This is a genomic window from Geminocystis sp. GBBB08, assembly GCF_016743215.1.
Lineage (GTDB): Bacteria > Cyanobacteriota > Cyanobacteriia > Cyanobacteriales > Cyanobacteriaceae > Geminocystis.
In genome coordinates this window covers 1-25027 of sequence record NZ_VRZC01000017.1, presented here as the reverse complement: position 1 = coordinate 25027, position 25027 = coordinate 1, and the positions used below count along the sequence as shown (strand labels likewise).

General features: G+C 33.1%; 19 protein-coding genes and 2 pseudogenes. 10 read left to right on the top strand and 11 right to left on the bottom strand.

Going from position 1 to position 25027, the window contains the following annotated elements; all coding sequences use genetic code 11:
* Nucleotides 1-28: 28 nt before the first annotated feature.
* Together FWJ34_RS03990 and FWJ34_RS03985 are read left to right on the top strand one after the other, a co-directional pair.
* Nucleotides 29-457, top strand: a complete 429-nt coding sequence (locus FWJ34_RS03990) for a YlqD family protein (RefSeq protein WP_308254034.1) — start codon at nt 29-31, stop codon at nt 455-457.
* A gap of 154 nt (nt 458-611) precedes the next feature.
* A complete protein-coding gene (locus tag FWJ34_RS03985; RefSeq protein WP_308254033.1) occupies nt 612-911 on the top strand; it encodes a hypothetical protein in 300 nt (99 codons plus the stop codon).
* 233 nt (nt 912-1144) lie between these two features.
* Here FWJ34_RS03985 and uvrC read toward each other — a convergent pair.
* Nucleotides 1145-2956: pseudogene (uvrC, locus tag FWJ34_RS03980) on the bottom strand (excinuclease ABC subunit UvrC).
* Nucleotides 2957-3033: 77 nt separating this feature from the next.
* Entirely contained in the window at nt 3034-5088 is a 2055-nt protein-coding gene (locus FWJ34_RS03975) for a GspE/PulE family protein (RefSeq protein ID WP_308254032.1), read from the bottom strand.
* A gap of 671 nt (nt 5089-5759) precedes the next feature.
* Between FWJ34_RS03975 and grpE the strand changes: the two genes are divergently transcribed.
* Both grpE and dnaK read left to right on the top strand, forming a co-directional pair.
* On the top strand, nt 5760-6575 hold the full coding sequence (gene grpE, locus FWJ34_RS03970; RefSeq protein ID WP_308254044.1) for a nucleotide exchange factor GrpE: 816 nt from the start codon (nt 5760-5762) through the stop codon (nt 6573-6575).
* Between the two features lie 83 nt (nt 6576-6658).
* Nucleotides 6659-8674: pseudogene (gene dnaK, locus FWJ34_RS03965) on the top strand (molecular chaperone DnaK).
* A gap of 76 nt (nt 8675-8750) precedes the next feature.
* Here the strand turns inward: dnaK and FWJ34_RS03960 are convergent.
* A complete protein-coding gene (locus FWJ34_RS03960) occupies nt 8751-10724 on the bottom strand; it encodes a mechanosensitive ion channel family protein (RefSeq protein WP_308254031.1) in 1974 nt (657 codons plus the stop codon).
* Between the two features lie 81 nt (nt 10725-10805).
* On the opposite strand from FWJ34_RS03960, the gene FWJ34_RS03955 reads away from it, so the two are divergent.
* On the top strand, nt 10806-11990 hold the full coding sequence (locus tag FWJ34_RS03955; RefSeq protein WP_308254030.1) for an FAD-dependent oxidoreductase: 1185 nt from the start codon (nt 10806-10808) through the stop codon (nt 11988-11990).
* A gap of 81 nt (nt 11991-12071) precedes the next feature.
* Here the strand turns inward: FWJ34_RS03955 and FWJ34_RS03950 are convergent, their stop codons facing one another.
* Entirely contained in the window at nt 12072-12638 is a 567-nt protein-coding gene (locus tag FWJ34_RS03950) for a Uma2 family endonuclease (RefSeq protein ID WP_308254029.1), read from the bottom strand.
* A gap of 560 nt (nt 12639-13198) precedes the next feature.
* The gene (locus tag FWJ34_RS03945; protein WP_308254028.1) at nt 13199-14053 is read right to left on the bottom strand and encodes a branched-chain amino acid ABC transporter permease; all 855 of its coding nucleotides are present in this window, start codon (nt 14051-14053) and stop codon (nt 13199-13201) included.
* A gap of 204 nt (nt 14054-14257) precedes the next feature.
* Here FWJ34_RS03945 and infC point away from each other — a divergent pair, with 204 nt between their 5' ends.
* The gene (gene infC / locus FWJ34_RS03940; RefSeq protein WP_308254027.1) at nt 14258-14797 is read left to right on the top strand and encodes a translation initiation factor IF-3; all 540 of its coding nucleotides are present in this window, start codon (nt 14258-14260) and stop codon (nt 14795-14797) included.
* Nucleotides 14798-15321: 524 nt separating this feature from the next.
* Here the strand turns inward: infC and FWJ34_RS03935 are convergent.
* The 5 genes from FWJ34_RS03935 to FWJ34_RS03915 all read right to left on the bottom strand — a co-directional run bounded on the left by FWJ34_RS03935 (nt 15322) and on the right by FWJ34_RS03915 (nt 20467).
* Nucleotides 15322-16314, bottom strand: coding sequence for a pentapeptide repeat-containing protein (locus FWJ34_RS03935; RefSeq protein WP_308254026.1), 993 nt, complete (start codon nt 16312-16314; stop codon nt 15322-15324).
* 129 nt (nt 16315-16443) lie between these two features.
* On the bottom strand, nt 16444-17196 hold the full coding sequence (locus FWJ34_RS03930) for a PEP-CTERM sorting domain-containing protein (protein ID WP_308254025.1): 753 nt from the start codon (nt 17194-17196) through the stop codon (nt 16444-16446).
* Between the two features lie 356 nt (nt 17197-17552).
* A complete protein-coding gene (locus tag FWJ34_RS03925) occupies nt 17553-18716 on the bottom strand; it encodes a hypothetical protein (protein ID WP_308254024.1) in 1164 nt (387 codons plus the stop codon).
* A gap of 111 nt (nt 18717-18827) precedes the next feature.
* Nucleotides 18828-19565 (bottom strand): phycoerythrobilin:ferredoxin oxidoreductase, encoded by a 738-nt coding sequence (locus FWJ34_RS03920; protein ID WP_308254023.1) that lies wholly within the window; start codon nt 19563-19565, stop codon nt 18828-18830.
* A 176-nt stretch (nt 19566-19741) separates the two neighbouring features.
* A complete protein-coding gene (locus tag FWJ34_RS03915) occupies nt 19742-20467 on the bottom strand; it encodes a 15,16-dihydrobiliverdin:ferredoxin oxidoreductase (RefSeq protein ID WP_308254022.1) in 726 nt (241 codons plus the stop codon).
* A 357-nt stretch (nt 20468-20824) separates the two neighbouring features.
* On the opposite strand from FWJ34_RS03915, the gene FWJ34_RS03910 reads away from it, so the two are divergent.
* The 4 genes from FWJ34_RS03910 to FWJ34_RS03895 all read left to right on the top strand — a co-directional run bounded on the left by FWJ34_RS03910 (nt 20825) and on the right by FWJ34_RS03895 (nt 24001).
* Nucleotides 20825-21700 (top strand): phycobilisome linker polypeptide, encoded by an 876-nt coding sequence (locus tag FWJ34_RS03910; protein ID WP_308254021.1) that lies wholly within the window; start codon nt 20825-20827, stop codon nt 21698-21700.
* 257 nt (nt 21701-21957) lie between these two features.
* Nucleotides 21958-22719, top strand: a complete 762-nt coding sequence (locus FWJ34_RS03905; RefSeq protein ID WP_308254020.1) for a phycobilisome rod-core linker polypeptide — start codon at nt 21958-21960, stop codon at nt 22717-22719.
* A 109-nt stretch (nt 22720-22828) separates the two neighbouring features.
* Nucleotides 22829-23353 (top strand): phycobiliprotein lyase, encoded by a 525-nt coding sequence (locus FWJ34_RS03900; protein WP_308254019.1) that lies wholly within the window; start codon nt 22829-22831, stop codon nt 23351-23353.
* Between the two features lie 54 nt (nt 23354-23407).
* Nucleotides 23408-24001, top strand: coding sequence for a chromophore lyase CpcT/CpeT (locus FWJ34_RS03895; protein ID WP_308254018.1), 594 nt, complete (start codon nt 23408-23410; stop codon nt 23999-24001).
* A gap of 198 nt (nt 24002-24199) precedes the next feature.
* Here FWJ34_RS03895 and FWJ34_RS03890 read toward each other — a convergent pair whose 3' ends face one another.
* Nucleotides 24200-24775 carry a phycobiliprotein lyase gene (locus tag FWJ34_RS03890; RefSeq protein WP_308254017.1) on the bottom strand — a complete coding sequence of 192 codons (576 nt, stop codon included), beginning with the start codon at nt 24773-24775 and terminating at the stop codon, nt 24200-24202.
* Nucleotides 24776-25027: the final 252 nt, after the last annotated feature.

Below are 25027 nucleotides of genomic sequence, written 5' to 3'. Positions count from 1 at the left end.
CTTTAAAAATGGAGAAAATTTAACCATCATGACATCGAAATTAATCTTAAAACGTCCAGTAAATGTAAAAGTAATTGTTACTCCAGAATGGCAAGAAGAAGCTCAAAAACAGTTACAAGCTCAAATTAGTCAGATTGATCAACAAATGATACAATTAGATCAACAAGGTCAAAGTGCCATCGCTGAAATTAGAAAACAAGGTAGTTTACAAGCACCTCAACAAATAGAAAATATCCAAGGACAAGTTAACCAAAAAAAAGGGGAAATGTTGCAACAAAAAAATCAATTTTTACAACAAATGCAACAAGTTCAACTATTAGAATTAGGACAAGAAGTGTTTCAAGCACAAATGGAAAGTTTTTTTGATGTTCAAGAAGGAGATAATTTAGTAGAAAAACTGAATATTGAAATTATCCTTAGAGACGGTATTATTGAAGAAATAAGAGGAAAAATTTAAAAGAATAATTAATTAACAAATAATAATTAAAATCTGAAAAAATAAGGGTTAAGGCCATTAACCCCTATAAAATTTTCTTAGCAATTGCCTAAAGATACTTACTTCTATTTTTTTATGTTATTATATTCTTGATTACTTAGTAGCATTAAAAATCATGACTAATAAAGAAGCCTATCAAGGTGAAATGGAAGCTAAACTTCAAGAATGGGGTGCAAAATTAGACAATTTAAAAGCTAAAATCGATGAAAAAGGAGAAGATGCTAAAGCTGAATTAAATGAAAAAATCGAGGCTTTAAAGACAAAAAAAACCAACTTAGAAGCTAAATTAGTAGAATTAAAATCTTCTGGTGATGATGCTTGGGAAAGTTTAACTACCGGTTTTCAAAACGCTTGGCATGATTTAAGTATCGCTTTTGAGGATGCAGTTTCTAAATTCTCTCAAGACAAAGAATAACAACTAACTAGGGATACCTCCCTTTATCCTTCCTCAAAAGGTGGGAAAGGAATGAGCAACGATGCTCAATTTCCTGATTCTAAATTCTAAATTCTTTGGGCAATAGTTTTAATAGTTTACTAAGGGGCTTAAGCCCATTGTTAGAATCAGAGTATGTAATTTTATAATACTTACCTATTCTTTAAGTAAACAAAGGGTTAAACTCATTGCTAAAACTGTTCATTTTCTACAGTTTATGGGTGAAAATAATTATAGATAGTTTGGGCTAAATTTTCCCCAATGCCTGATACTTCTTGCAGTTGTTTAATTGTTGCTTCTCTGATATAGTCAATAGAATTAAAATGAGCTAATAATAACTTTTGACGCTAAAATCCTAATCCATTAATATCATCTAAAATTGATCTCCGACTAGCTTTTAATCTTTGTTGTCGATGAAAAGTAATGGCAAAACGATGCGCTTCATCTCTTAATCTTCTTAATAATTGTACTCCTATTTGTTCAGAATTAGTCGATAATGGTTGCGATTGATTAGGCAAAAAAATTTCTTCCCTTTTTTTAGCTAAACTGATGACATTTATTTTCGATAATAAATTCATTTCTTCTAATATTTTACATACAGAAGAAAGTTGTCCTTTACCACCGTCTATCATGATTAAATCTGGTGATTCTTCCTCTTTCAAAAATCGTCTTTTAATTACTTCTTGAAGAGAGGCAAAATCATCAGAATGTCCTATTTGTATGGCTGGATTTTGGATCTTATAATGACGATAATATTGTTTAGCGGGTAAACCATCAATAAAAACAACCCTTGAAGCTACTGCATTTGAGCCTTGTATATGAGAAATATCATAGCCTTCTATTCTTCTAGGTAAAATAGGTAAATCTAAAATATTTGCTAAATCTTCCATAGCTTTTAAGTTAGTTTGACTGAATTTTTGACTTCTTTCTAATTCAATTTGAGCATTTCTTTCCACCATAGAAATTAACTCTGCTTTTTGTTGCCTTTGAGGGGTGATAATATTTACTTTTTTCCCTTTTTTTTCTCTTAACCAATTAGTCAACATTTCTTCTTCTGCTAACGGATATTGAACTAAAATTTCTGAAGGAATTTCAAAGGAATCAATATTATAATAATGTTCTTCTAAAACTCGTTGTAAAATCTCCCCTTTTTCGTCATTATTATTATTATCGGTAAAAAATCCTAATCTACCGATTAAATGTCCTGCTCTAATCTGAAATAATTGAATACAACTATGACTATCATCTTGAGCTAGAGCAATGGCATCACGAGAGATGGTATCATCGGGTAATGCTACTTTTTGACTGGAAAATAATTGTTGTAAACTAATAATTTGATCTCGATATTTAGCTGCTTTTTCAAAGTCTAAATTTTGGGCATTTATTTCCATCTGTTGCCTTAATTGATTGATTAATTCATCCGTTCTTCCTTGAAAAATTAAAGCAATTTTATTGATAATTTCTCGATAGTTTTCAGGTGTAATTAAATTTTGACAAATACCCGGGCATTTTTTCATATCATAATTCAAACAAGGACGATCTTTATATAAAGGTTTCGAGCGCTGTCTGAGGGGAAAAGTACGTTTAATAATATCAAGAGTTTCTCTTAATTTTCTACTATCCACATAAGGACCATAATAACGATCTAATTTACTATTTAATCGCCTTTTTCTAGTAATAAAAATACGAGGATATTTTTCAGACCAAGTAATACAAATATAAGGATACTTTTTATCATCTTTTAGTAAAACATTAAAATGAGGTTGATGTTGCTTAATTAAATTTGCTTCTAAGGCTAATGCTTCGGCTTCGGTATCCGTAACAATAAACTCAATATCTTGAATTTGTGATACCATTAAGGTAATACGATTTGTCTGTTTTTGGGAAGATTGAAAGTAAGATTTTACTCTTTTTTTTAAGTTTTTAGCTTTACCAATATAAATAATATTACCCTCTTTATCTTTCATAAAATAAACCCCATAATCTGAAGGTAAATTGTGTAATAAATTTTCTAAATTATCGATCATAATAATGACAAATTTTCTGGTTTTACTAATAACTTTTATTGGACAAAATTATCTATTACTTATTACCTTAAACAAGATTATGATTTGTGTTCACCAAAACGAGGAGTCATACAATAAGGGCAATCTAACCATTGTTGTTCTAACTCAGCATCGCAAGTGCTACAAACTAAAGATGTTTTTCGTTTAGCTTTTAACTCCGATTCCAAACCAGAATCAGTAAATGTAACCCGTTCTACTTCTTCTAAAGTGGTATGCCCTTGACGTACCAGATTAAGGCTATAAGCTAAAATGGTAGTCATACCCTCCTCTACGGCTGCTTCTTTAATCATGTCCGTAGTTGCCCCTTTATTGATCAGTTTTTCGATTCTTTCACTCATAACCATAAATTCATAAACCCCAACACGTCCTTTATAACCACTACCGCCACATTTCAGGCAAACTGTCCCGTTAGCTGTTGCCGTTTGCAAACCCTCTCCTTGCAAAGTTTTCGCACGATAAAAAGTCACGGATTCTTCGTTAGATGCTGATAATCCATAACGGGCTAATTCTTCTCTGGTAGGATTATAGGCTTCTTTACATTCACTACACACCCGACGCATTAAACGTTGAGCTAATACCCCTAATAATGCCCCAGAAATCATAAAAGGTTCAACCCCCATTTCATCTAAACGGGCGATCGCCCCTGCCGCATCATTAGTATGTAAAGTCGTTAATACTAAGTGACCGGTTAAAGCCGCTTCAATAGCCGTTTTTGCGGTTTCAGCGTCTCTGGTTTCTCCCACAAGAATAATATCAGGATCTTGACGCATAAATGCTCGTAAAATAGACGCAAAATTCATCCCTTTTTCCCGAATTACTTGTAATTGAGTAATACCTGGAAGAGCATATTCGATGGGATCTTCTGCTGTACTAATATTAACCCCCGGATCATTTCTTTCCGCTAACACCGAATATAAACTGGTGGATTTACCAGAACCAGTAGGGCCTGTCACTAAAATTAGTCCAAAAGGACGACTAGCAATATCTCTCACCTTATTCAAAGTTTCTTCATCACTGATAAGGAAGTCTAAACCTAATTGAGTAGCTGAATTGTCAAGAATCCGTAAACAAATTTTTTCGCCGTAACGACTAGGAAGAGTATTTACCCGAAAATCCACCGTTCTTCCCTGAAAAATCCTCCGAATTTTACCATCTTGAGGAAGACGACGTTCGGCAATATCTAATTCAGCCATGATTTTAAAACGAGCTGTTACCGCTTTATTAATATGTTTTGGAAGGGTAAAATATTGACGTAATACTCCATCTTTACGCAAACGGACTCGAAAATTTTCTTCTTGAGGTTCAACATGAATATCCGAAGCTCCTTCTTGTATAGATTTAATTAAAATTGTATTAACTAATTTAATTACCGGTGCTTGGTTTGCCTCATTAGTAGAAGCTAAATCTCCTCCATCATCTTCTTGAGCATCTTCTAGGTTATGATCTCCTAAATCTTCAACAATATCACTGACATCTCCTAACCTTTCTAACTCTTTCTTCTGTTCTTGAGCCGATTGTAATTCTTTACGTTCTTTTTCTTCTTTAAAATATTTTTCTAGTAATTTATCGTAATCTTCTTCTGTGATTACAATCCTTTGTATTCCCAAGCCTTTTGCTCGTAACAATTTTTTCATGTCGTCTAAAGCCTGTAAATCATCAGGATTCACCATGGCAATAACTAATAATGGCGGTTCTCCTTCCAGACGCTGTAAAGGGAGAAGTTTATGACGACGGCATATTTGTATCCCAATTACCGAGTCAAATAAATCTGTCATCTGCCCCGAAGCAATTTCATCAGATTCAGGATCAACACAATCAACTCCATAAAGAATTTTTAACTCAAAAAGATGATGTTGTTTATATTGACGCACTAACTCAGGAGATAATGCCCTCTGAGTCATTTGTTCTAGAACTCTCACTAGAGGTTTTTTGCTTTTTCTTACTTCTACTAGTGCCTTTTTTAATTGATCTTTATCAATATAACCTGATTGAATTAATTTATTCCCAAAAGGATTAAAATAATCAGGACTAACAAGAGCAGTTTTGAGCTTTTCTTGTTTTTCCCCTGCCGAAGAAATAGGAGTTTTAGTCATAGTGTTTAATTACAATAAAAAATTGACGATAATGAAAAGTAAGTAAGCAAAATTAATACAGAATTTTATTTTTGGTCATACTCAGATCTTGCACCAGTGCAATAATACCAATGAGACAAAACGGGAAAAATCAATTTTAGGAGTTTTAAAATCAATTCTGATTACTTTTCTCTCTTCTCTCTTCCCTTTTCCCTATCCTCATCGAGAATTGATGATAGAGATGCAAGATCTCAGTCATACTTAGCAGAACAACGGGTTTAAACCCCTTGCTTAGATGAACTTCTCTCACTATTGGTAAAATCATTATATTAAGCTAATCAAAAATCTTAAAATAACCAAATATCCAAATTAGTTGCATATATTCAGACAATTTATTTTATACAGATGCTTAATCAGTAATAGATCATCAATAATTACAGATTGTTATTATTTAGATCAAGAAGTTTAATGATAAAACTATAGAAATTATAGCTTGAATATTTGGCAAAACTCTCCCAAAGAAACTTAATTAGATAATCAGTTTTAAAAATTTGATCTTAATCTTTATTATATTTTACTGAGAAAGAAAACTAATGTACAAATATTTACCCCTTCTAGTACAATGTAAAATGGAGATCCAAAAAATAGTTTACTATCTAATCTATAAGTAAGTAGAAAACATTGCAGTTATGATGAGTGAAACGGACAACTACGCTGATTTAGAAAAAAAGATGGATATTGCGGATAACCTAGAAAATTCACCAGAAACAGGGAACACTTCAAGCATATCCGAAACTGAGTTTAAATCAGATCAAACCGATAATGAGTCAATCAATGAGGAGGCAGAAAAAAGTTCCCCTCCACAAGCAAACTCTTCGGAGGAAAAAGATCTTGAATTGGAGACAAATGCAGAAGAATCTGTGGTGGAAGAATCCCTCATCGATGAAGCTACCCAAGCCCAAATTAGTTCTTTAGAAGCCGAAATTGCATCCTTAAAAGCAGAACTAGAAGTCCAAAATGAACAATTCAAAAGTGTTCAAGGTCAATATATGCGCTTGACAGCAGATTTTGATAATTTTCGTCGTCGCACCAGTAAAGAAAAAGAAGAATTAGAGCATATTGTTAAGAAAAAAACTATTCTTGAACTATTACCTGTTGTCGATAATTTTGAACGTGCTAGAACTCAACTAAAACCCTCTAATGATGGTGAAATGACGATTCATAAGAGTTATCAAGGTGTTTATAAAACTTTTGTGGATAGCTTGAAAAAAATTGGTGTATCTGCCATGCGCCCCGAAGGTGAACCTTTTGATCCTAATTACCATGAAGCTATGTTAAGAGAACCGACAAAAGAATATGAAGAAGGAATTATTATGGAACAGCTAGTTAGAGGCTATCTTCTCCATGATGAGGTTTTACGTTATGCTATGGTAAAAGTAGCTGCCGCTCCTGCTGAAGATGAATCTACAGAAGCAGAAACCACCGATGTAGGTTCAGAAAATAACTAAGAAAATTTGCTCTAAATTTTAGTTCTGACTATAATTAGGTAACAATAATTCAATCACACATTAAACCGCCATCACTGCTAACTATGGGAAAGGTCATAGGAATAGATTTAGGAACAACCAATAGTTGTGTTGCCGTCTTAGAAGGTGGCAAACCCATTGTCATTACCAATCAAGAAGGTTCACGAACAACCCCTAGTATTGTCGGTTTTGGGAAGGGAAATCAACGATTAGTTGGTCAACTTGCTAAACGACAAGCCGTCACAAATGCTGAAAATACTGTTTATAGTATTAAGCGTTTTATTGGGCAACGATGGGAAGAAACAGAAGAAGATCGCAAAAGAGTTACCTATAACTGCGTTATGGGAAAAGATCATACTGTTTGCGTGGATATTCAGGGTAAAAGTTATACTACTCAAGAAATTTCATCCATGATTCTGCAAAAGTTGAAAACCGATGCGGAAACTTTCTTAGGGGAAACTGTTACTCAGGCGGTAATTACTGTTCCTGCTTATTTTACTGACGCCCAAAGACAGGCTACCAAAGATGCAGGGGTGATCGCTGGTTTAGAGGTGATGCGTATTATTAATGAACCTACGGCGGCCGCCTTAGCTTATGGTTTAGATAAACAAAATGAAGATCAACACGTTTTAGTTTTTGACTTAGGGGGTGGAACTTTTGACGTTTCGATCTTACAATTAGGAAATGGTGTTTTTGAAGTTGTTTCTACGTCTGGGAATAATCAACTCGGAGGAGACGATTTTGATGCAGTAATTGTGGATTGGTTACTCGCCAAGTTTAAACAACAAGAATGGATTGATTTGCGATCCGATAAAATGGCTTTGCAACGTCTGCGAGAGGCGGCTGAAAAGGCAACAATAGAGTTATCAAATATGGCAGAAACTTCTATTAATTTACCCTTTATTACAGCCGATGAAAGTGGACCAAAACACTTAGAATTAGAATTATCTCGCCCTAAATTAGAGGAGTTAATCCAGGATTTAGTGGCGGATATTATCCACCCGATGGAACAAGCTTTAAAGGATTCGGGCTTAAGTCGTGATCAGATAAATCGTATTGTTTTGGTTGGAGGTTCTACTCGTACTCCTGTCATCTCTCAACAAATTGAAAAGTATTTTGGGGCAAATATCCCTATCGATAGATCTATTAATCCTGATGAGGCTGTGGCTTTAGGAGCGGCGGTTCAAGGTGGAGTGTTAGGGGGGGGAGTCTGAAAATTTGTTGTTTTGGAGGTGGGCCCCTTTTTTTTTGAGTTTAGGAGCATTATGGTGATGGTTTACTGAAATATTTTTAGAAAAAAGACAAATTCCACCAAGAGTTTTCCAATATTTTCTACCGCTATTGATGGACAAAGCTCTGTAGAAGTTCATGTATTACAGGGTGAGCGATCGATGGTGAAAGATAATAAGAGTTTAGGTAAATTTTTGTTAACAGGTATTCCTCCAGCTCCTAGGGGAGTACCACAAATAGAGGTATCTTTTGACATCGATGTGGATGGTATCTTAAAAGTATCGGCTAAGGATAAAGGTACAGGTCAAGAACAAAGTATTCTTATTACCAATACTGGAGCGTTAAGTTCTTCGGAAATTGACACCATGAAACATCAAGCGGAAAAATTTGCAACAGAAGATCGTCGTCGAGTAGAATTGGTAGAAATCAAGAAACAATTAGATAGTCTGATGTACAGTTATGAATTAACTTTAAGCAAAAATCCTCATCTTGTTAGTAAAGATTTAAAAAATCAAATCGAAATCGGTAAACGTAAAGTTGAAGAGGCGATCGATTCGCCATTAATTCCGGTTAAACAAGTAGAAAATTTAATGAGTGATTTTCGTAATCTAGTAGTTAATATTGGTGCACAGGCTTATCAAACTCCTCAAGATCCTACTGTTTTCGCTGGTTTTGAAGAAAATAATAATACGGCTTATGAGTCTTTAGATAATGATGGTGATGATGAATTTAAGAGTATTGAAGATGAAATTTTAAGCGGTTTAAGTCAGATTTCGGAAGATCCTAACGATTTTGATTTTGATTATGATAAAGATGAGACTATCACGGGAGATTATGAAACGGTGGATTAGGAATTATGACTATTTACTTACTTTAACCTGAGTTCGATGTCTTAAATTTTGTGATTAAGAAGGGTTTAAGACTCACTTATTCATTGTTTTTATAAAAAATTTGGTTTTGAGGAATCCCCAGAGAAATTCCTTGCATTTGAAACGCTTGTTTAACTCGCCAACGATATTCTCTACCGACTATCCATTGTTGTAAGGGTAATGTTTTAATTAAAACTCTGATTAGTACGCCTTTATGATCTATTTCATCAATACCTAAAATCTCCGCAGTATCAAACATTTTTTCTTGCCATTCTGGTTCTTTATACATCTGATCTCCTACACTTTTTAAGATGTTCATGGTTTTTTGTAAATCAGCATCCCATGATACCTTTATTGTAAAATTCACCCTTGACCAATTTTTTGTCATATTAATAACTGTCGTAATTTTACTATTAGGAATCACGATTAATTGTCCATCCAAATTTCGTAAAGAAGTTGTATAAAGATTCATACTTTCTACTAAACCGGCGAATTGATCCACTTGCACCACATCGCCGACAACATAGCGATCAGTAGCTAAAATTAAAATACCATTAAGTAAATCCTCTAGTAGATTACGAGAAAGAAATGCAAAAGCTACGGCTAAAACCCCAGCTCCTGCTAAAATATTGATGTCTAAACCAATTACACCTAAAGTTAAAAAAATACCTACAATACCAAAAAACACTGTTGTAGCACCAGTTAAAGCGGGGGAATAAGTTTTCACTCGTAACATAGGGCGATTAGATTGAGGATTTAATTCTTGTTTTGCTTTTGCCCATTCATTTAAAGAACTATCAATCCAAAAATCAATGATTTTATCTAAAAATACCATGAGAATCCAAATTGAAGGTATTAGTAAGGCTTGAGTAAAAAAGAGGTTAAACAAAAAACGGGTTTCTCTAAAGGTAATGGTAATAATCGTAATTGCCAAAAAAACTATGGTGATTTGATTGAGGAATAAAAGATTAGAAGCTAATTCGATCAAGTTAATTTGTTGTCTGATCAAATTTTGTTTTTGTCGAAATATGTCTGGTAAAAGTTTTGCTGATAAAAACATTCCTCCAGCTATTACTTGTTTACTATTTCTTATTCCTTTAGTGAGTAATTTTTGCATAAAAGAAAAATCAAGTTGGTCTGATTTTTTTTCTAAGTTATCTTCTAAATCGGTAGTAAATACATTATTTTTGTTCTTTTTAATGGAAATGGTTTCAGGATCAATTTTTAAACTTTCGTAAATTTCTTCTAATTGATGTTCAAGATTTTTTTTCCATTTTTTTAATAACTTATTAATTTGTTTTTCTGAAAGAATTAATACTATAGCTACTACGACAACCCAGATAGAAGTATATACTCTTAATAAAGGTCTTTGGTAATCCATCTCTAAACCCCAAAGGGCATTACTTAAAGAAATTTGAATCTTTTTACGCCAATTTTTGGCTAACTGTTCAACAGTCATTGCATTGGCATTAGCATCTACTTCCGTAACTGTCAGAATTACTTGTTGAAGGATTCCCAATTCTTCTTGTCGTCCTATAAAAAGTACTGTTTGACCGTTTTCTATGCCTATTTCAACTTTGGGGGTTTTGGGATGAGGGGGATTTTCATGAGTGATTAACCAATATCTTGTTTTTTTCCGTTCTTGAATGGGATCATTTTTAACTACATCTTGTAAATTTTGAAAAATACCAATAAAAATATTTTGTACAAATCTCGCTCTTTGTTCTACTTCTAAGGCGACTTCTCTAACATTTCTTGTTCTATCTCTTGGTATCGCAAGAATAATTCTATCTCCGAGTAAATCACCATCACCAAAGAAAAAAACCCGACTACACAAAAATCTACCACAAGGTTCGGCTCTATTCAAATCCCAGGCCGGTGTTTGGGGTAATTGACTGATAGCATCTTCCGTAGATAATGGCGACAATAAAGGAATTTGTGCTTGAAGAGGAAGTTGTAAATTTAGGAGCAAAGTTAAACTACAAAGAAAAGTTAATAAAAAGGAAATTTTTTTTTGGAGAATAATTAGCATTACACTTTGAAGATTAACAATTTTTAACTGTTATGTTAATATTAACCTATCCTTTTCTTTTTTGTGATCTTTAATTAATTTATGAATAATTATGATGTAATTGTTATCGGTGGAGGATTGACTGGTTCAGTTTTAAGTTATGAATTAGCAAAAAACAATTTTAAAGTTTTATTATTAGATAAAGATTCTTTTTTAAACAACGCAACGACTTATAGTTATGGTGGTATTTCTTATTGGTGTGGCACAGATAAATTAACTAATCAATTATGTGAAGAAGCTATTAATATTTATCGTAATTTAGGTGAAGAATTATCAGAAGATATTGAATTTCGAGAACTAGATTTGTTATTTACTATTAATCCTAGTCAAAATATAAATCAACTACTGCTCGATTATCAAAAGTTTTATATCAAACCTCAATTTTTAAATATTGATGAAAGTATTAGTTTAGAACCTTTATTTAATCCTGATGTGATCGCTGGGTGTTTACGATTTCCCCAAGGTCATGTTAATCCACTAAAAATGATTTTAGCTTATCAAAAAAACTTCATCAAATTAGGAGGAAAAATAAAAAAAGAATTAGTTATTTCTGTAGAAACAAATAATCATAAAATTAAAGGAGTAAAAACGAATAATTATACCTATTCTAGTGAGCAAGTTATCATTTGTGCTGGTGCATTTTCTCGTCAATTATTAGTCAAATTAGGTTTAAATTTACCTATTTATTTTAGTCATGCACAACTAATTAAAACCCTTCCCTCAAAAATAAAATTACGCACTTTAGTCATGCCTTGTACCAGTAAACGTTTAGATACAGAAAAAAAAGTTACCGACAAAAAAAACTTATCTATGTGGCAAAATCCTAATGACGAGTTACAAAGTGACGTAGAGGAAGCAGGAGCAATTCAATTTTTAGATGGTAGTTTTTGTTTAGGTCAAATTAGTCAAATTATTACGAATATAGATACTCCGATAGATGCTAAAGCCAGTGAAAGAAGAATTAGAAAGGCGATCGCTAAAGTTTTACCGAGCTTATCAGTGTTACAAGGAACATGGCATACTTGTCAAGTAGCGTTTAGTCAAGGAATGCCGTTTCAAGGAGGTAAAATTAAGCAAATTGAAGGATTATCAATATTTTCTGGGTTTACGAGTCCATTTGTATTTGTACCGCCTTTAGCTAGGCATTTTGCCCATTATTTAGCCAAAAATCAAGATTCAATAGGGTTTCAGGTGTTAGGTAATGATTTGCCATTTGTCATAAAGTGATTTGTCATTTGTGATGGGGTTTTGGAATAGGCATCTAGGCATCTTACCGCTAATTTCTAATTGTTAAAGTCACCTTAAAACTTAAAAATTAATTTTTAATTCAAAATCTGGTAATATATCCTCTCCTGATAAGAAACAAGGCATTTTCATTATTTTAACAGGTTTTTCTGGTTGATAAATTTCTACTTCTCGATCTTGAGGATTAATTAACCAACCTAATTGTAAACCACTGTTTAAATATTCCTCCATTTTTGCTTGTAACGGTTTTAATCTATCAGTTTCAGAACGTAATTCGATGATAAAATCTGGACATATTGGGGGAAATTTACGTTTTTCTTCCTCTGTTAAATTTTCCCATTTTTCTTTTTTAACCCATGAAACATCAGGTGAGCGATCGCCACCATTAGGTAAATTAAAGATAGTTGACGAGCTAAACACAAATCCTAACTTACTTTTGAGATTCCAAATAATAACACTACCGATTAAATTTGCTTCTCTATTTCCACTTTCTCCACCAACAGGCGACATAATAATTAATTCTCCTTGATTACTTCTTTCCATCGATATATCAGGATTCCCAAGACATAATTGATAAAATGCCTCACTGGTTAATTTTGTTAGAGATTCAACATTGATTACTGTCACCATAAAATTAAACTCCGCATTATTTGCTATATATATTTCTTACTTAAAATTAATAGAAGTCAATTATTGAGTTTATCGGCTCGTAGTCAGGGATTTATCCCTTATCTTACTAATTTCAGTAGATCATGATAGGTAAAATTATTCCTATGTTTGTAATGAGTCAAAGAGGACTTATTTTTTATTTATAACGGCTAAAGCCGTCACTACGAAAGGGAAATATACAGTTAATTTTCTACCAGTATTTAATTGATGCCTATTAATCATCATTTTCAGTTTCTACATATTATTATAGGGAATGATTAAATCATGGGTAATAGGTTTAAGAATTAAGATTAAAACTTTAGGTAATTATTGAACTTTATTAGCTTCTAAGATTACTAAAAGAAGGAGTCGGGATTTTCACTGAATCAAGATAAAGAGTATCAGGGCTAATGTCTTGCTCATGGGGCCATGCGATCGCAATATGGATAACTTTTACTTGTTGAAAATAGTTTTAATCTTCAAGTTGATGATGTTTACGGAAATTATCTTTACCTTCTTTGATATTTAGATTATATGACCGCTTATTTACTAAAAATGCCTTGGGGACGAAATAATAAAATTATAATCATAATCACTAAAGCTACTGCCAGTTTATATTCAGATCCAAAAAAAGGCACCCTTAACTCTTGGGCGATGCCAATAATTAAGCCTCCGGCGATCGCTCCATAAGGATTACCAATTCCGCCTAAACTAATAGCGGCAAACATTGGTACGATCAAAAACCAACCCATATTTGGACGTACCGCCGTAATTAAGCCATATAATCCTCCCCCCATAGCCGTCAACACCGCAGTAATAATCCAAGTAAAAAAGATCACCTGCTCTACATTAATGCCGGAAACTCGGGCTAAATCAGTGTTATCTGCCACTGCGCGCATGGCTTTGCCAATTTTAGTCTTTTTTAAAATTAGATGTAATGCGACGATGGCCAAAATAGTTAAAATAATAACAATAATTCGATAATAAGCAATTTTTACTCCTCCAATATCAAGCGCTTCTAGGATAGGTAAGTCATAGTTTTGGTTACTACCACCCCAAATAAACAAAATTCCGTTGCGTAAAAATAAGGCTAAACCAATGGAAAGAATAATCAAAGAAGTACTATTTGCTCGTTTATCCCGCATCGGTTTCCATAATAATTGCTCACTGATTAACATTAAAATTACCGTAGCTATAGCACCCACCATCATCGATAACGAAATATTAATACCATGATCATTAACTAACCATGTTATATAAGCACCTACTGTCAAAAAATCACCGTGGGCAAAATTTGATAATCGCAAAATTCCCAGTGTTAAAGTTAAACCAACCGCAGCCAAAGAAATAATACTACCCACCGCCACACCATTAAAAAGTGATTGAATTGTATCCATTAAAATCTAAAATTGTTAATTTTTTTTAATATTATGACGAAATAACCAGTACTTAAAGTTTTCTGTGATGAATCCTTTAGAAAAAATCTAACAGATTCGCAATCAGCAATTATAATATTGACTATGAAGAAAAAATATTATTTAAACCATCAACCGCTTTTATTCAATTATTCGATCGCATATTGGAGAAGTTAATCAAAACCTGTGACCTATAGTAACAACAAAAGAACCAATCAAAGAGACTTACCGAAAATCAACAACAATATTCGTTTTCCTAAAGTACGAGTAATAGGTACGGAAGGAGAACAGTTAGGTATCCTCGACACCAGAGACGCAAATCGTATGGCTGAGGAGCAAGAATTAGACTTAGTCTTAGTCAGTGAAACCTCAGATCCTCCTGTCTGTCGTATAATGGATTATGGTAAGTTCAAATTTGAACAGGAGAAAAAAGCTCGTGCCATCCGTAAAAAGCAACATACTGCGGATATAAAGGAAGTTAAAATGCGTTATAAAATTGATGAGCATGACTATCAAGTGCGTGTCAGTCAAGCAAAACGTTTTCTTAATGCGGGAGACAAGGTTAAAGCCACCATTAACTTTAGAGGACGAGAAGCCCAACACGTTCACTTAGGACAAGAATTACTGGAACGCATGGCTCAAGATTTAACTGATTTGGCAGAAATTCAGCAAAAACCTAAAAAAGAAGGACGTAATATGATTATGTTTCTTTCGCCAAAAAAATAAGACATTAGAATTTAGAATTTAGAATTTAGAATGAAGAAAATTTAGCCATTGCCCCGAGCGAGGCCCAGTTGCCCATTGTTTATTTCCTTCCCACCTTTTAGAGCAGCGGTTTTCATTTCCTTAAACTACACTTTGGATTTTCGCAAAGAGTGCCTTTGTGTCTTTGCTAGAAATAAAGAATGTGGCTTGTTGATCTGAAAAGCGTTGTAAGGGGGGATAAAGGAGTGTGTCCTTCCCTCACAGAGGTCGGTTTTTTACTAACAGGTGTTAACTAAACTTGGAGGACAAAGTTCCGAAAGTCTAATAGGGAGGAAAACCGTACAAAACCTGTTCGGTTGATTGGGCTACAAAAATTTCTCAAAAGACCATTTTTCCTATATAACATTTCTCTAATCTTATAGTCTTATAGTCACCTAGTCACCTAGTCACTTAGTCTCCCTTGTCTTGCCTTCCCCCAAATATTAAAAACTTGCCCTTGTAAGCTGCCCCTTCCCTAATCACTAATACTATGAGGCAACCTCTAATTAATGATAAACTTGACCATCAGGCATAATTGCACCTTCAAAATTAACCCCAGTAACATTTGCACTACTCAGATCAGCACCAATTAAGTTAGCATTAGTTAAATCCGCAGAAGTTAAATTGGTACGAGCAAAAAATACCTCCATTAAAGAAGCATTGCGCAAAATACCACCATATAAATTAGCACGACTCAAATCCACCCGATTAAGACGGGCAAAACTTAAATTGGCTTGAATAAGATTGGCACGAATTAATTTAACATCTGGCATAGTCGCATTTTCTAAATTTGCCATAGTTAAGTCAGCATCGGTTAAATTAGCTCTTTCCATTTTCGCATTAGAAAGATTTGCACCGATTAATTTTACACCAGTTAAATCTACATCCGTTAAAGATGCACCTTTTAAATTTGCTTGGGTTAAATCTGCACCCGTTAACAACCCATGACGAAAGTTAGCGTCTGCTAGATTTGCCCCTACTAAACTAGCACCTTTTAAGTTTACTCCCTGAAGATCAACATATTTCATATCTGTCTTATCTAAATTTGCTCCCTGTAAATTAGTCGGTTTACCCCGTTTTTGCAGACGTAGATTAGCTCCTCTCATACAAGCACCTTTTAAGTTAGCATTACTTAGATCTGCAGATCGAAAATCTACCTCGATTAAATTCGCATCTAATAAATTAGCTAAACTTAATTGTGCTCCTCTCATGTCTGCTTTTTGTAAAATAGCCCCATGAAATTCACAACGATGAAGATTCGCATCCGTGAAATTAGATTGATTCAGATTAGCACCACTAAAATTAGATTCCTCTAAATTAGCATTACTGAAATTTGCTCGACTTAAATAACAAAAAGTAAAATTAGCTTTCTGTAAATTAGCTTTATGGAGAATAATACCAATTAAATCTCCCCCCACTAAATCAATTCCGGCTAACATTGCTCCCGTAAAATTATTTTCTCCGGCAGTATAACGTTGAATAAATTCATTAACTTCCATAGGGCATATTTTCCCATAAAAAAACCTGTTAATCTATTGTTGCTTAAATTAACAGATTTATGACTTTTTGGTAAATTTACTTTAACTGTACTTTGTAAGTACTTTTGTTTTAACACTTGTTCTGAACTATTAACCTTTTTGATTGATGCTATTCGATTTTTTTTTCATAAACGTTCCCACAAGTCCAGCAGTAAGAGTACCTAAAATTAAAGTAGGTTCTGGTACCGCTTCATAATCTAGACTAAACACTAAGTTTCCTGCACTATTTGCACTGTCAGTCTGCCAACTACTTGTTGATGTTGCTTGTGTGCTAAAACCATCACCTCCACTATTAGACCCAAACCAGTAAAAATTTGTCGTTGTTTCTGGTGTATTGTCAACAATAGATAACCAATATTGCGTATTAGCATTAAGAAGTTGAGAAAGATTATAGGTAAAATCATATCTATTCCGTGTGCCTTGTGCTGTAGTAATAGTACCATTCGCAGTTCGATTTGCCGAAGTTGAATTTATACCAGAAAAACTAGCTACAAGAGTACCAGGTTTATTACTAGAATTATCAAGGATATTAATGGTAAAATTATCAGTACCTAAATTAGTAGTTCCAAAGTAATATCCTGACCAGCGAATAGTAGTGAGATTAGCACCAAAAGATTGACTACTTAAAGTGAAATTATCAGCTCGTCGGGGTTGAGAGGTGCTCGAAGAATCACTCATAAAACCAATATCGATAGTAGGAACAGTGTTAGTAAAGGTTAATGCTTGAGCAGGATTAACACCCACAGTAAAGGCTAAACCAGTTAAGGTAGCCAAAGAGAAAGCTAAAGATAATTTTTTGTTAGACTCTTTCTGATGAGAAAAAGGTTTTATTTGTGTCATCATGATTTGGGGTAAATAGTTAAGTTATTTATCTTGATATTGTACACTAAATTTATTCCCATTAAAACTTTTTTTTAAAAATTTGATTAATTATCAATCTTTACGGATAATTGACTTTTACAAATTATTTATGATAGATAAATCAGTAATAATACTGATACTTTATCTCTACCTTATAATGTTTTGATTAAAGGAATTAATATATGTATTCATCAGTGAAAATATAAAGTTATCTGAACTTGATGAAAAAACCTTTTTATAATAAGCCTTGAAGAGTTCTAACAAAATAAAACTTTCTCAAAAAAATAATTAAATTTAGGAAAAAATTATTTAAGTACTTAGACAAAATAGATTGTGGGCTATAATTTTTTATAGAAACGTTTAATAGATTCAATCACAGCAATAGCTGCCTGAAGATTTTCTTCGGTTTCTAAGCCTTCAATACTAGAGTTGCCTACTTGTAATAATTGAGATTCAACAGTTTTTATATCTTTATCATTTTGTTGAAACATTTTCACCAGTAAATCATCTATACTGCAAGTTCGAACGATCGACCAATGTTGTTCGGAAGGATCAATTTGATAGACTGCATAGAATAAAATTATTTTTGCTCTTAAAGGGTTAGTATATTGCATGATCTCTTGTTTAAGATCAAAAAGACTATCGATTTTTAGCCAGGGAATAATTTGCCCTTCTGGAACACTACTAGGCGAAACCACCGCTTCAGGCTCTGAAGATAAACTTTCTTCTACTGTAGAGGATTGAATATCAGTAATAATTTCTTGATTTGTAGTAACAGGGGATGGTTGATGAGAGGTACTTTTACTTTTAGCCTTAATTAATTTAGTTTCTTCTTCCTCTCCGGTATTTGAATCTGATATTATTTCCTGAGTTTCATGTTTATATAAATAATTCAATTCTCCGAGAATAGTATCAGCGATAAAGGAATAAAAATTTTGACGATTAATGGTAGCGACTATATTATCAAAGGCTTGTTTTAATTTTTTGGCATTGGGGTAAAGTTGATGTAATTCTAGTAATAGTTCTCGAAGATCATACATTTCGATTACATTAATATCATTTTCCCAATATTGTTTACAAGCAGCGAAAATTAATTTCTTGATTCTAGGGGATTCTTCATGATATTCAATATTTTCCACAATGCGATCGATTAATTCATATTCATTGCCTTGAATCACATTTTGAACACCAGAATCTGTATCAGGATTATTATACAACTCTGACATTCTTTGATATACATATTTGGCAATATTCTTATAAACTTCTTTTCGATTTAAAGTATTAACCGCATGAGATAGTAAGGCTTTAAGATCTTCAGTAGTAGGATTATTTTCATAAAGACTTTGCAATAAAGATTCAAAAGAATAACTATTAACAACGGCAAAATCAGATTCCCAATATCTTTGACTCACATAAAAAATTAATTTTTTTGCCCTTTTGGCTTCCTGTGAACGACTTAAATCATTGGCTATACTAGCGATTATATCTGACGATACGATCATAGAACTTCGTCGGGGATAATTTATTTAACATTTTGAAATTATAACCCTAGCATACCTCAGTTAATTGTTAAATTATTCGATAAATAAAATAAAAGCCAAGGGGCTCAATCATCATTTTACTAATTTTCGCTCTAAATCAAACAAAAATCCATGAATATATTCTTCCGTCCATTGTGTACCGTATAATCTGGTAAACATACCACGAGCAGGATCTTTTTGGGCTCGATAATTCAAATATCTTTTTTGAGCTTCGAGAATTTCTGTTAACCTATTATCATCAGTAATTTTTTCTGCTTGTTTTACAAAATCAAGATAAGCATGAAGATAATCTTTAAATGCTGAAAAAACTATAGTTTCTACTATTTCATTTTTTTGGGGACGAGTCCATAAAAAACAAGGAGAAAAGAAAGGTTTTGCCTCTTCAGGAAAATCTCCTCCCCATTCTAAATCCTGTTGATATTGCTCAAAAATAGGCAAAATTGGTTGAGTATATTTTTGTTCATAATCATAATCGTGAAATAATGGCTGCATATCAAGAGCAATTAAATGTCCCCCTGGCAATGTTACCAAATCTGCTCCGAAAAATGGTAAATCATAGTTTAATTCTGGAAAAATAACAAAATTGAGTACTTGAAGAGAATTTCCACCTTCCACATGAGCGGCTCTAATTTGACGTAATTTTGGTGAAGCAAAACCATAACTGGTAGTAACGACTTCTTGCTCTTTTTTTCCTTTTCCCGTAATCGTCTTTTTCTGTTCAAAACCTTCGGGGATAGGATAATCCTTTAGTTCTAATCTTTCTTGTAATAAATTAATAGCATAGTCTAAAAAAGGTTGATAAAGGGACATAATAAACTTAAAAATATGAGGTTAAATTAATGTTTTGCGAGTTTTTTGTGTTGTCAAACAAAAACAGGAGAATATCTTTCGCTTTCGTTGCAAAGACGCAAAGGAGATTATAAGGAGATTATTAAGTTATTATCTTCAATTTTTGATTTCATTCGGATTTTCAACAATTCTATCTTTTATTTCGCCACCGTTAAAGAAAGGGAATCTTCAAATAAAAATTCATGCAAAAAACGGTTAGCCCATTCAGAACCAAAATAGCTACTAAATAAACCATGAGCAGGATCTCTTTCTGCACTATACTGATCATAGTCTTGTTGAGCCTTAACTACTCTCTCAATTTCCCAAGAATTAGATAAAGGTTCAGCTTCTTCTACCATTTGCCAATATAACTGTAAATATTCCTGATAAGCTGGAAAAAGACGATTAAAAATTGATTCTGTATCAGTTTTGGCAAATAGCAAATTTCGAGAAAAATAACGATTAGCGTCATAAAATTTCATTTCTAAATTTTGTGCCAAGTCAGAATATTTATTTCTAACACCACTCATCGGATCGATATATTTCTGAAGATACCTCTCATCTTGAAATAAAGGTTGAAAATCTAAAACTACTAAATTTTTTACCTTACCAAAAGAAAGAAAGTCAATACCTAATAAAGGGAAGTCGTAATGATATGAGGAATAAATCGCACTATTAAATCTTTGTGCTGATTCCCATGCATCTATGTAGGTATAACGTATTATTCTTAGTTGTGGACATTCATAACACCAACTTTTTATCCTAGCCGGATTTTTTCCTCTCTCACTAATTTTCATTTCTAATCCAGAGGGAATAGCACGAGGGCGTAACTCAAAATGCTCAAAGAGTTCTTTTTCGAGAAATTCCTGAAAGGCTTTGTACATAAAGTTAGATGGTGATTTTAAAATTTTTAAAGATTCTATATTTCCTAATTTATAACTTTCTTACCTTCTACCTCTTTATCCTGAAAACAAAGTAATAAAACTTAATTTAATATGAGTAATCAATGGCTAAAACCCTTTACAAATTTTAATAAATGTTGGTCATAAATTCCTGTTAAATATTTTACCAATAGAGTCTAATTTGATGTCTAACCCCTAGGGAAAATCTTGAACTTTCAATATTTTTCATTGATGAAATTAATACCATCAATTGTATTAGACAAAATATAACAATTATTCATTTGTGAACCTTTTTTCTCACAATCAAAAAATATCTTAATATAACACAGGAGGATCGTAATGGTTTTTGGACCAGCATCACAACTCGGAGTTAGTTTATTTGAAGAGACTTCACCCCTTGAAAGATTTCCTAATAGTTCATCTGAAGATTTAGATGTAATTATTCGTGCTGTTTATCGTCAAGTTTTAGGGAATGCGTATGTAATGGAAAGTGAACGGGCAGTAGTAGCTGAATCTCAATTTAAAAGTGGGGAATTAAGTGTCAGAGAATTTGTCCGTGCTTTAGCTAAAAGTTCTGCTTACAGTTCTCGCTTTTTTGAAACTGCTCCTCGTTATCGTTTCATTGAACTCAATTTTAAACATTTTTTAGGTCGTACTCCTGAAGGTTTAGAAGAAATGAGAACTCATAGTACTATTTTAGATACCCAAGGTTATGAGGCGGAAATCGATTCTTACATTGATAGCGAAGAGTATCAAAATGCTTACGGAGAAAACATAGTTCCTTACTATCGTGGTTACAAAACTGCCCCTGAACGGACCATGGTTGAATTTACTCATATGTTTGCTATACTTCGTGGTGCTTCTAGCAGTGACTTTAAAGGTAGTTTAGCCGGTAAAGCTCCTGTTCTCAATAAGTATGTCATTCAAGAAATTCCCGTACCTATCATACCACCTTCAGGAGGTTCTGTGGGCGATGGTTGGGCATTCCAAGAACCAGACAGAAGTGCTTCAAGTCGTGTTGGTCTTGGAGGAAGCGATCAAGGCAAAGTCTATCGTATTGAAGTAACAGGCTATCGTACGAAAGCTAAGATTAATCAAATTTCCAAGTTCCGCCGCAGTAATCAGGTCTATTTTGTCCCTTTTTCTCAACTTTCTGATAAATATCAAAGCATTCACCGCCAAGGTGGAGTTATTTCTAGTATCACTCCGGTATAACATTTTGGCTCTCTTACCTTTGATGGTGGAGAGTAAAAATATTCTTCAGAGCATTATTGCTTTTAAAAAACATATAGCAATCCTAAATGATTCGTAGCAAAATAAGGACTACAAATTTAAAGGCAAGGGGTTTAAACCCCTTGTTGAATAATAGGTAAAACATTATTTCCTATCTTTAAATATTTCACAACTGATTTAGTATTGCTATATCTTGTTTTAATAATTTCAAACTACATTAACATTAAAATACTAACAATATGACTTTAGTTTTAGATACTCCCCTTGAATTGCGTAGTCTCAATGCTGATGAACTCCAAACAGTTATTCGCTCTGTATATCGTCAAGTTTTGGGTAATCCTCATGTGATGGAAAGTGAACGCTTAACCAGTGCTGAATCTCGCCTTTGTAATGGTGAGTTGAGTGTCCGTGATTTCGTTCGTGAAGTGGCAAAATCTGATTTCTATCGCCGTCGTTATTTTGAGTCTTGCTCACCTTATCGTTTTGTTGAACTTAATTTTAAACATTTATTAGGACGTGCACCTCAAGATCAAAGTGAACTTTCTGAACATATTCGCATTACCATTGAACAAGGTTATAATGCTGAAATCGATTCCTATTTAGATAGTCAAGAATATCAAGCTAAATTTGGTGAAAATATCGTTCCTTACTATCAAGGTGCTTCTACTCAAAATGGTCAAAAACAATCTGAGTATAACCGTATTTTAAATGTTTGGGGTGGTTATGCTTCTGTTGATAGTGCGGTTAAAACTTCTCGTTTAGTTGAAGCCATCGCTACCAATGGTGATAATAAAATTACTTTACCTTCTACTGGTGGTCGTACTGGCTATAAAGATGCTACTGAAAAACAGTTTAAGATTGTGGTTAAAGGCTCTAAATTTGATGCTCCTCGCCGAGTTAGTAATACTGTTTATTTAGTTTCTGGTGCAAAAATGACTCCCCAAATTCAACGTATTCACCGTGCTGGTGGTACTATTGTCAGTATCTCTGAAGTTGCCTAAATTTTAATTATTTATCTTTTTGAGGTGGGTAATGCCCACCCTACTCACGTTAATCTGGTGAGACGGGCTTCCTCCCGTAATTGTTTATTTATTGTGTTGGAAAAGTTAAATGGCTATTGCTGAATTTGTACAAAAATCTATAGGTAGTTGGCGATCGCTGCGTAGTGTTCACCATCTTGCTTTTAGTTATTTAGAAGAGGTAAAATCGGATATAGAAATTATTTCTTTAAATAGGGATGATCCAGAAGTAGTTAGTTTATGTAAACAACATAATGTTGATCCTGATTTGGTTGAAAGTCCTTTTAGAATGACTTGGGAAGGTGAGTCCGATTGGGATGAAAAAGAAGAATTAAAAGGAACAACTGTATTAGTTCCCATCCCCAATGGTGATAATCCCGCTCAAGGAAGGCTTTTAAGGGATCGAGGTTATGCGGAAACTATGGCGGCGATCGCTAATTATGAAATTTTAAATGATGGTACTTTTGTGTTGACGACTAACTATGATCGTGCAAGTGCCGAAGAAAAAATTTGGTTTATTAATCCAAAATTAAGATTTCGTGTTTCTATGATTAAAACCAGTGACGGTAAAGGAGTGACTACTGCCTCTTTTTCTTCAGAAATAAAGTCTGATTAAAATGAATAATCAAAATAATATTAGCAATTATTGATAAATCTGAAAAGTTAAGCAATGGGAAATGAAAACTCTGAATTAATAATAACTTTAGCAAAATGGATAGCTGGAGAATTTAGCAACAAAAAACAATCTTTTGATCATCCTCAATTATTTGCTCATATTCATGTTTTTTTTCGCCCATTACCTTGGGATTTTTTTCAGGGAATCGGTTTTTATTCAGAACAAGTTTACGATTATAATATGTGGACTCCCTACCGTCAAGGTGTGCATCGATTTGTGGCACAAGAAAATCAAGTTTATGTCGAAAATTATAGTTTAAATGACCCTATTCTTTACGCCGGTTCAGGACATAATCAAGATATTCTAAAAACAATTACCCCTAAAGTGATTGAAAGACGTTGCAATTGTTCTATGGTTTTTACTAAAAAAGATGACAAATTTTATGGCGGTGTTGAAGGAAATAAATGTTTAATTAAAAAGGGTGATGTATTAACTTATTTAGTAAGTGAAGTTGAGTTAACGGAAAATACTTTTATAAGTCTGGATCGAGGAATGGATGTTAATACCCATGAACAAAAATGGGGATCTAATCATGGGGCTTTATACTTTGAAAAAATCACAGATTTCTCTTCAGAATTATATTTTTAATCAATAACATCTAAAAATCTCATTGCACTTCTAAAACAAATCCTAGATCAAAATTGGTTACGCTAATTGACTATAGCAGTCCTAAATAGGTTGTGATAAATTAACTATTAATAACTCTTAAACTCAAGTCATTTGTAAATTCTAAATTCTAAATTCTAAATTTTTGCCAACGGAAATACCATAAATCAAATAGGATTGCTATAGAAAATATTTTTGTGCCATTTTTTCTAACATTTCAGGGGAAACACAACGACGCTCAGAACAATAACCCATAAGATTAACACCATTCATCATTTTAACAGTACTAACACGAACTCGAAAATCATCAGTGATAAACCAACATCTTTCCATACCTTGATTTTTTTCATATTCAGTAATGATAGTTAAGACACCGTCAGGGGAAAAATTATATTGACAAACTACGGGAATCCCTTCTACATAACCTTTATTGCGAAGAAATCGGCCACGGGTTTGATCTTCTTGATCAGGAATATCCACTAAAATAGCTGCCCAATTAGGATTCGGATTGGGATCATCTAAATTATCCTGCCATAAAAAACTAGCACCACCAACGGGTAAATCTTGATGGATATTTTGTTCTTCACATACTTTGATAATGCGAGTGTCATTTTTATCTAAAACTTCAATGATAATATTGGAGTCTCCAGATTGTTCAGCAGTAGTATCAAAATGATGTACAGTTCTTTGAGAAAACCAAGTTCCTTCACTTTTACGAAAGAAATCCATCATTGTCATTGGCGGTTTTAGTTGCATAAATTTAGATAATTAGTTGTTAAACTTTTTGATAAAATAAGATTTATTAGTTTATTTTAGTTACTTGTATAAAATAGAATATCTTGTTTATTACTAATCTTATATTGAGATAATGAAGTATAATAAAGTTTTTCGTCTTTGCTTCTTTGAGAGAAATTTTACTATAGTTATTTAGTTACATTTTATTATAAAACAAATTATTTCTTTTAAAATTTAAAATATTTTTTTAAATAAACACAATTCTTATTTTTT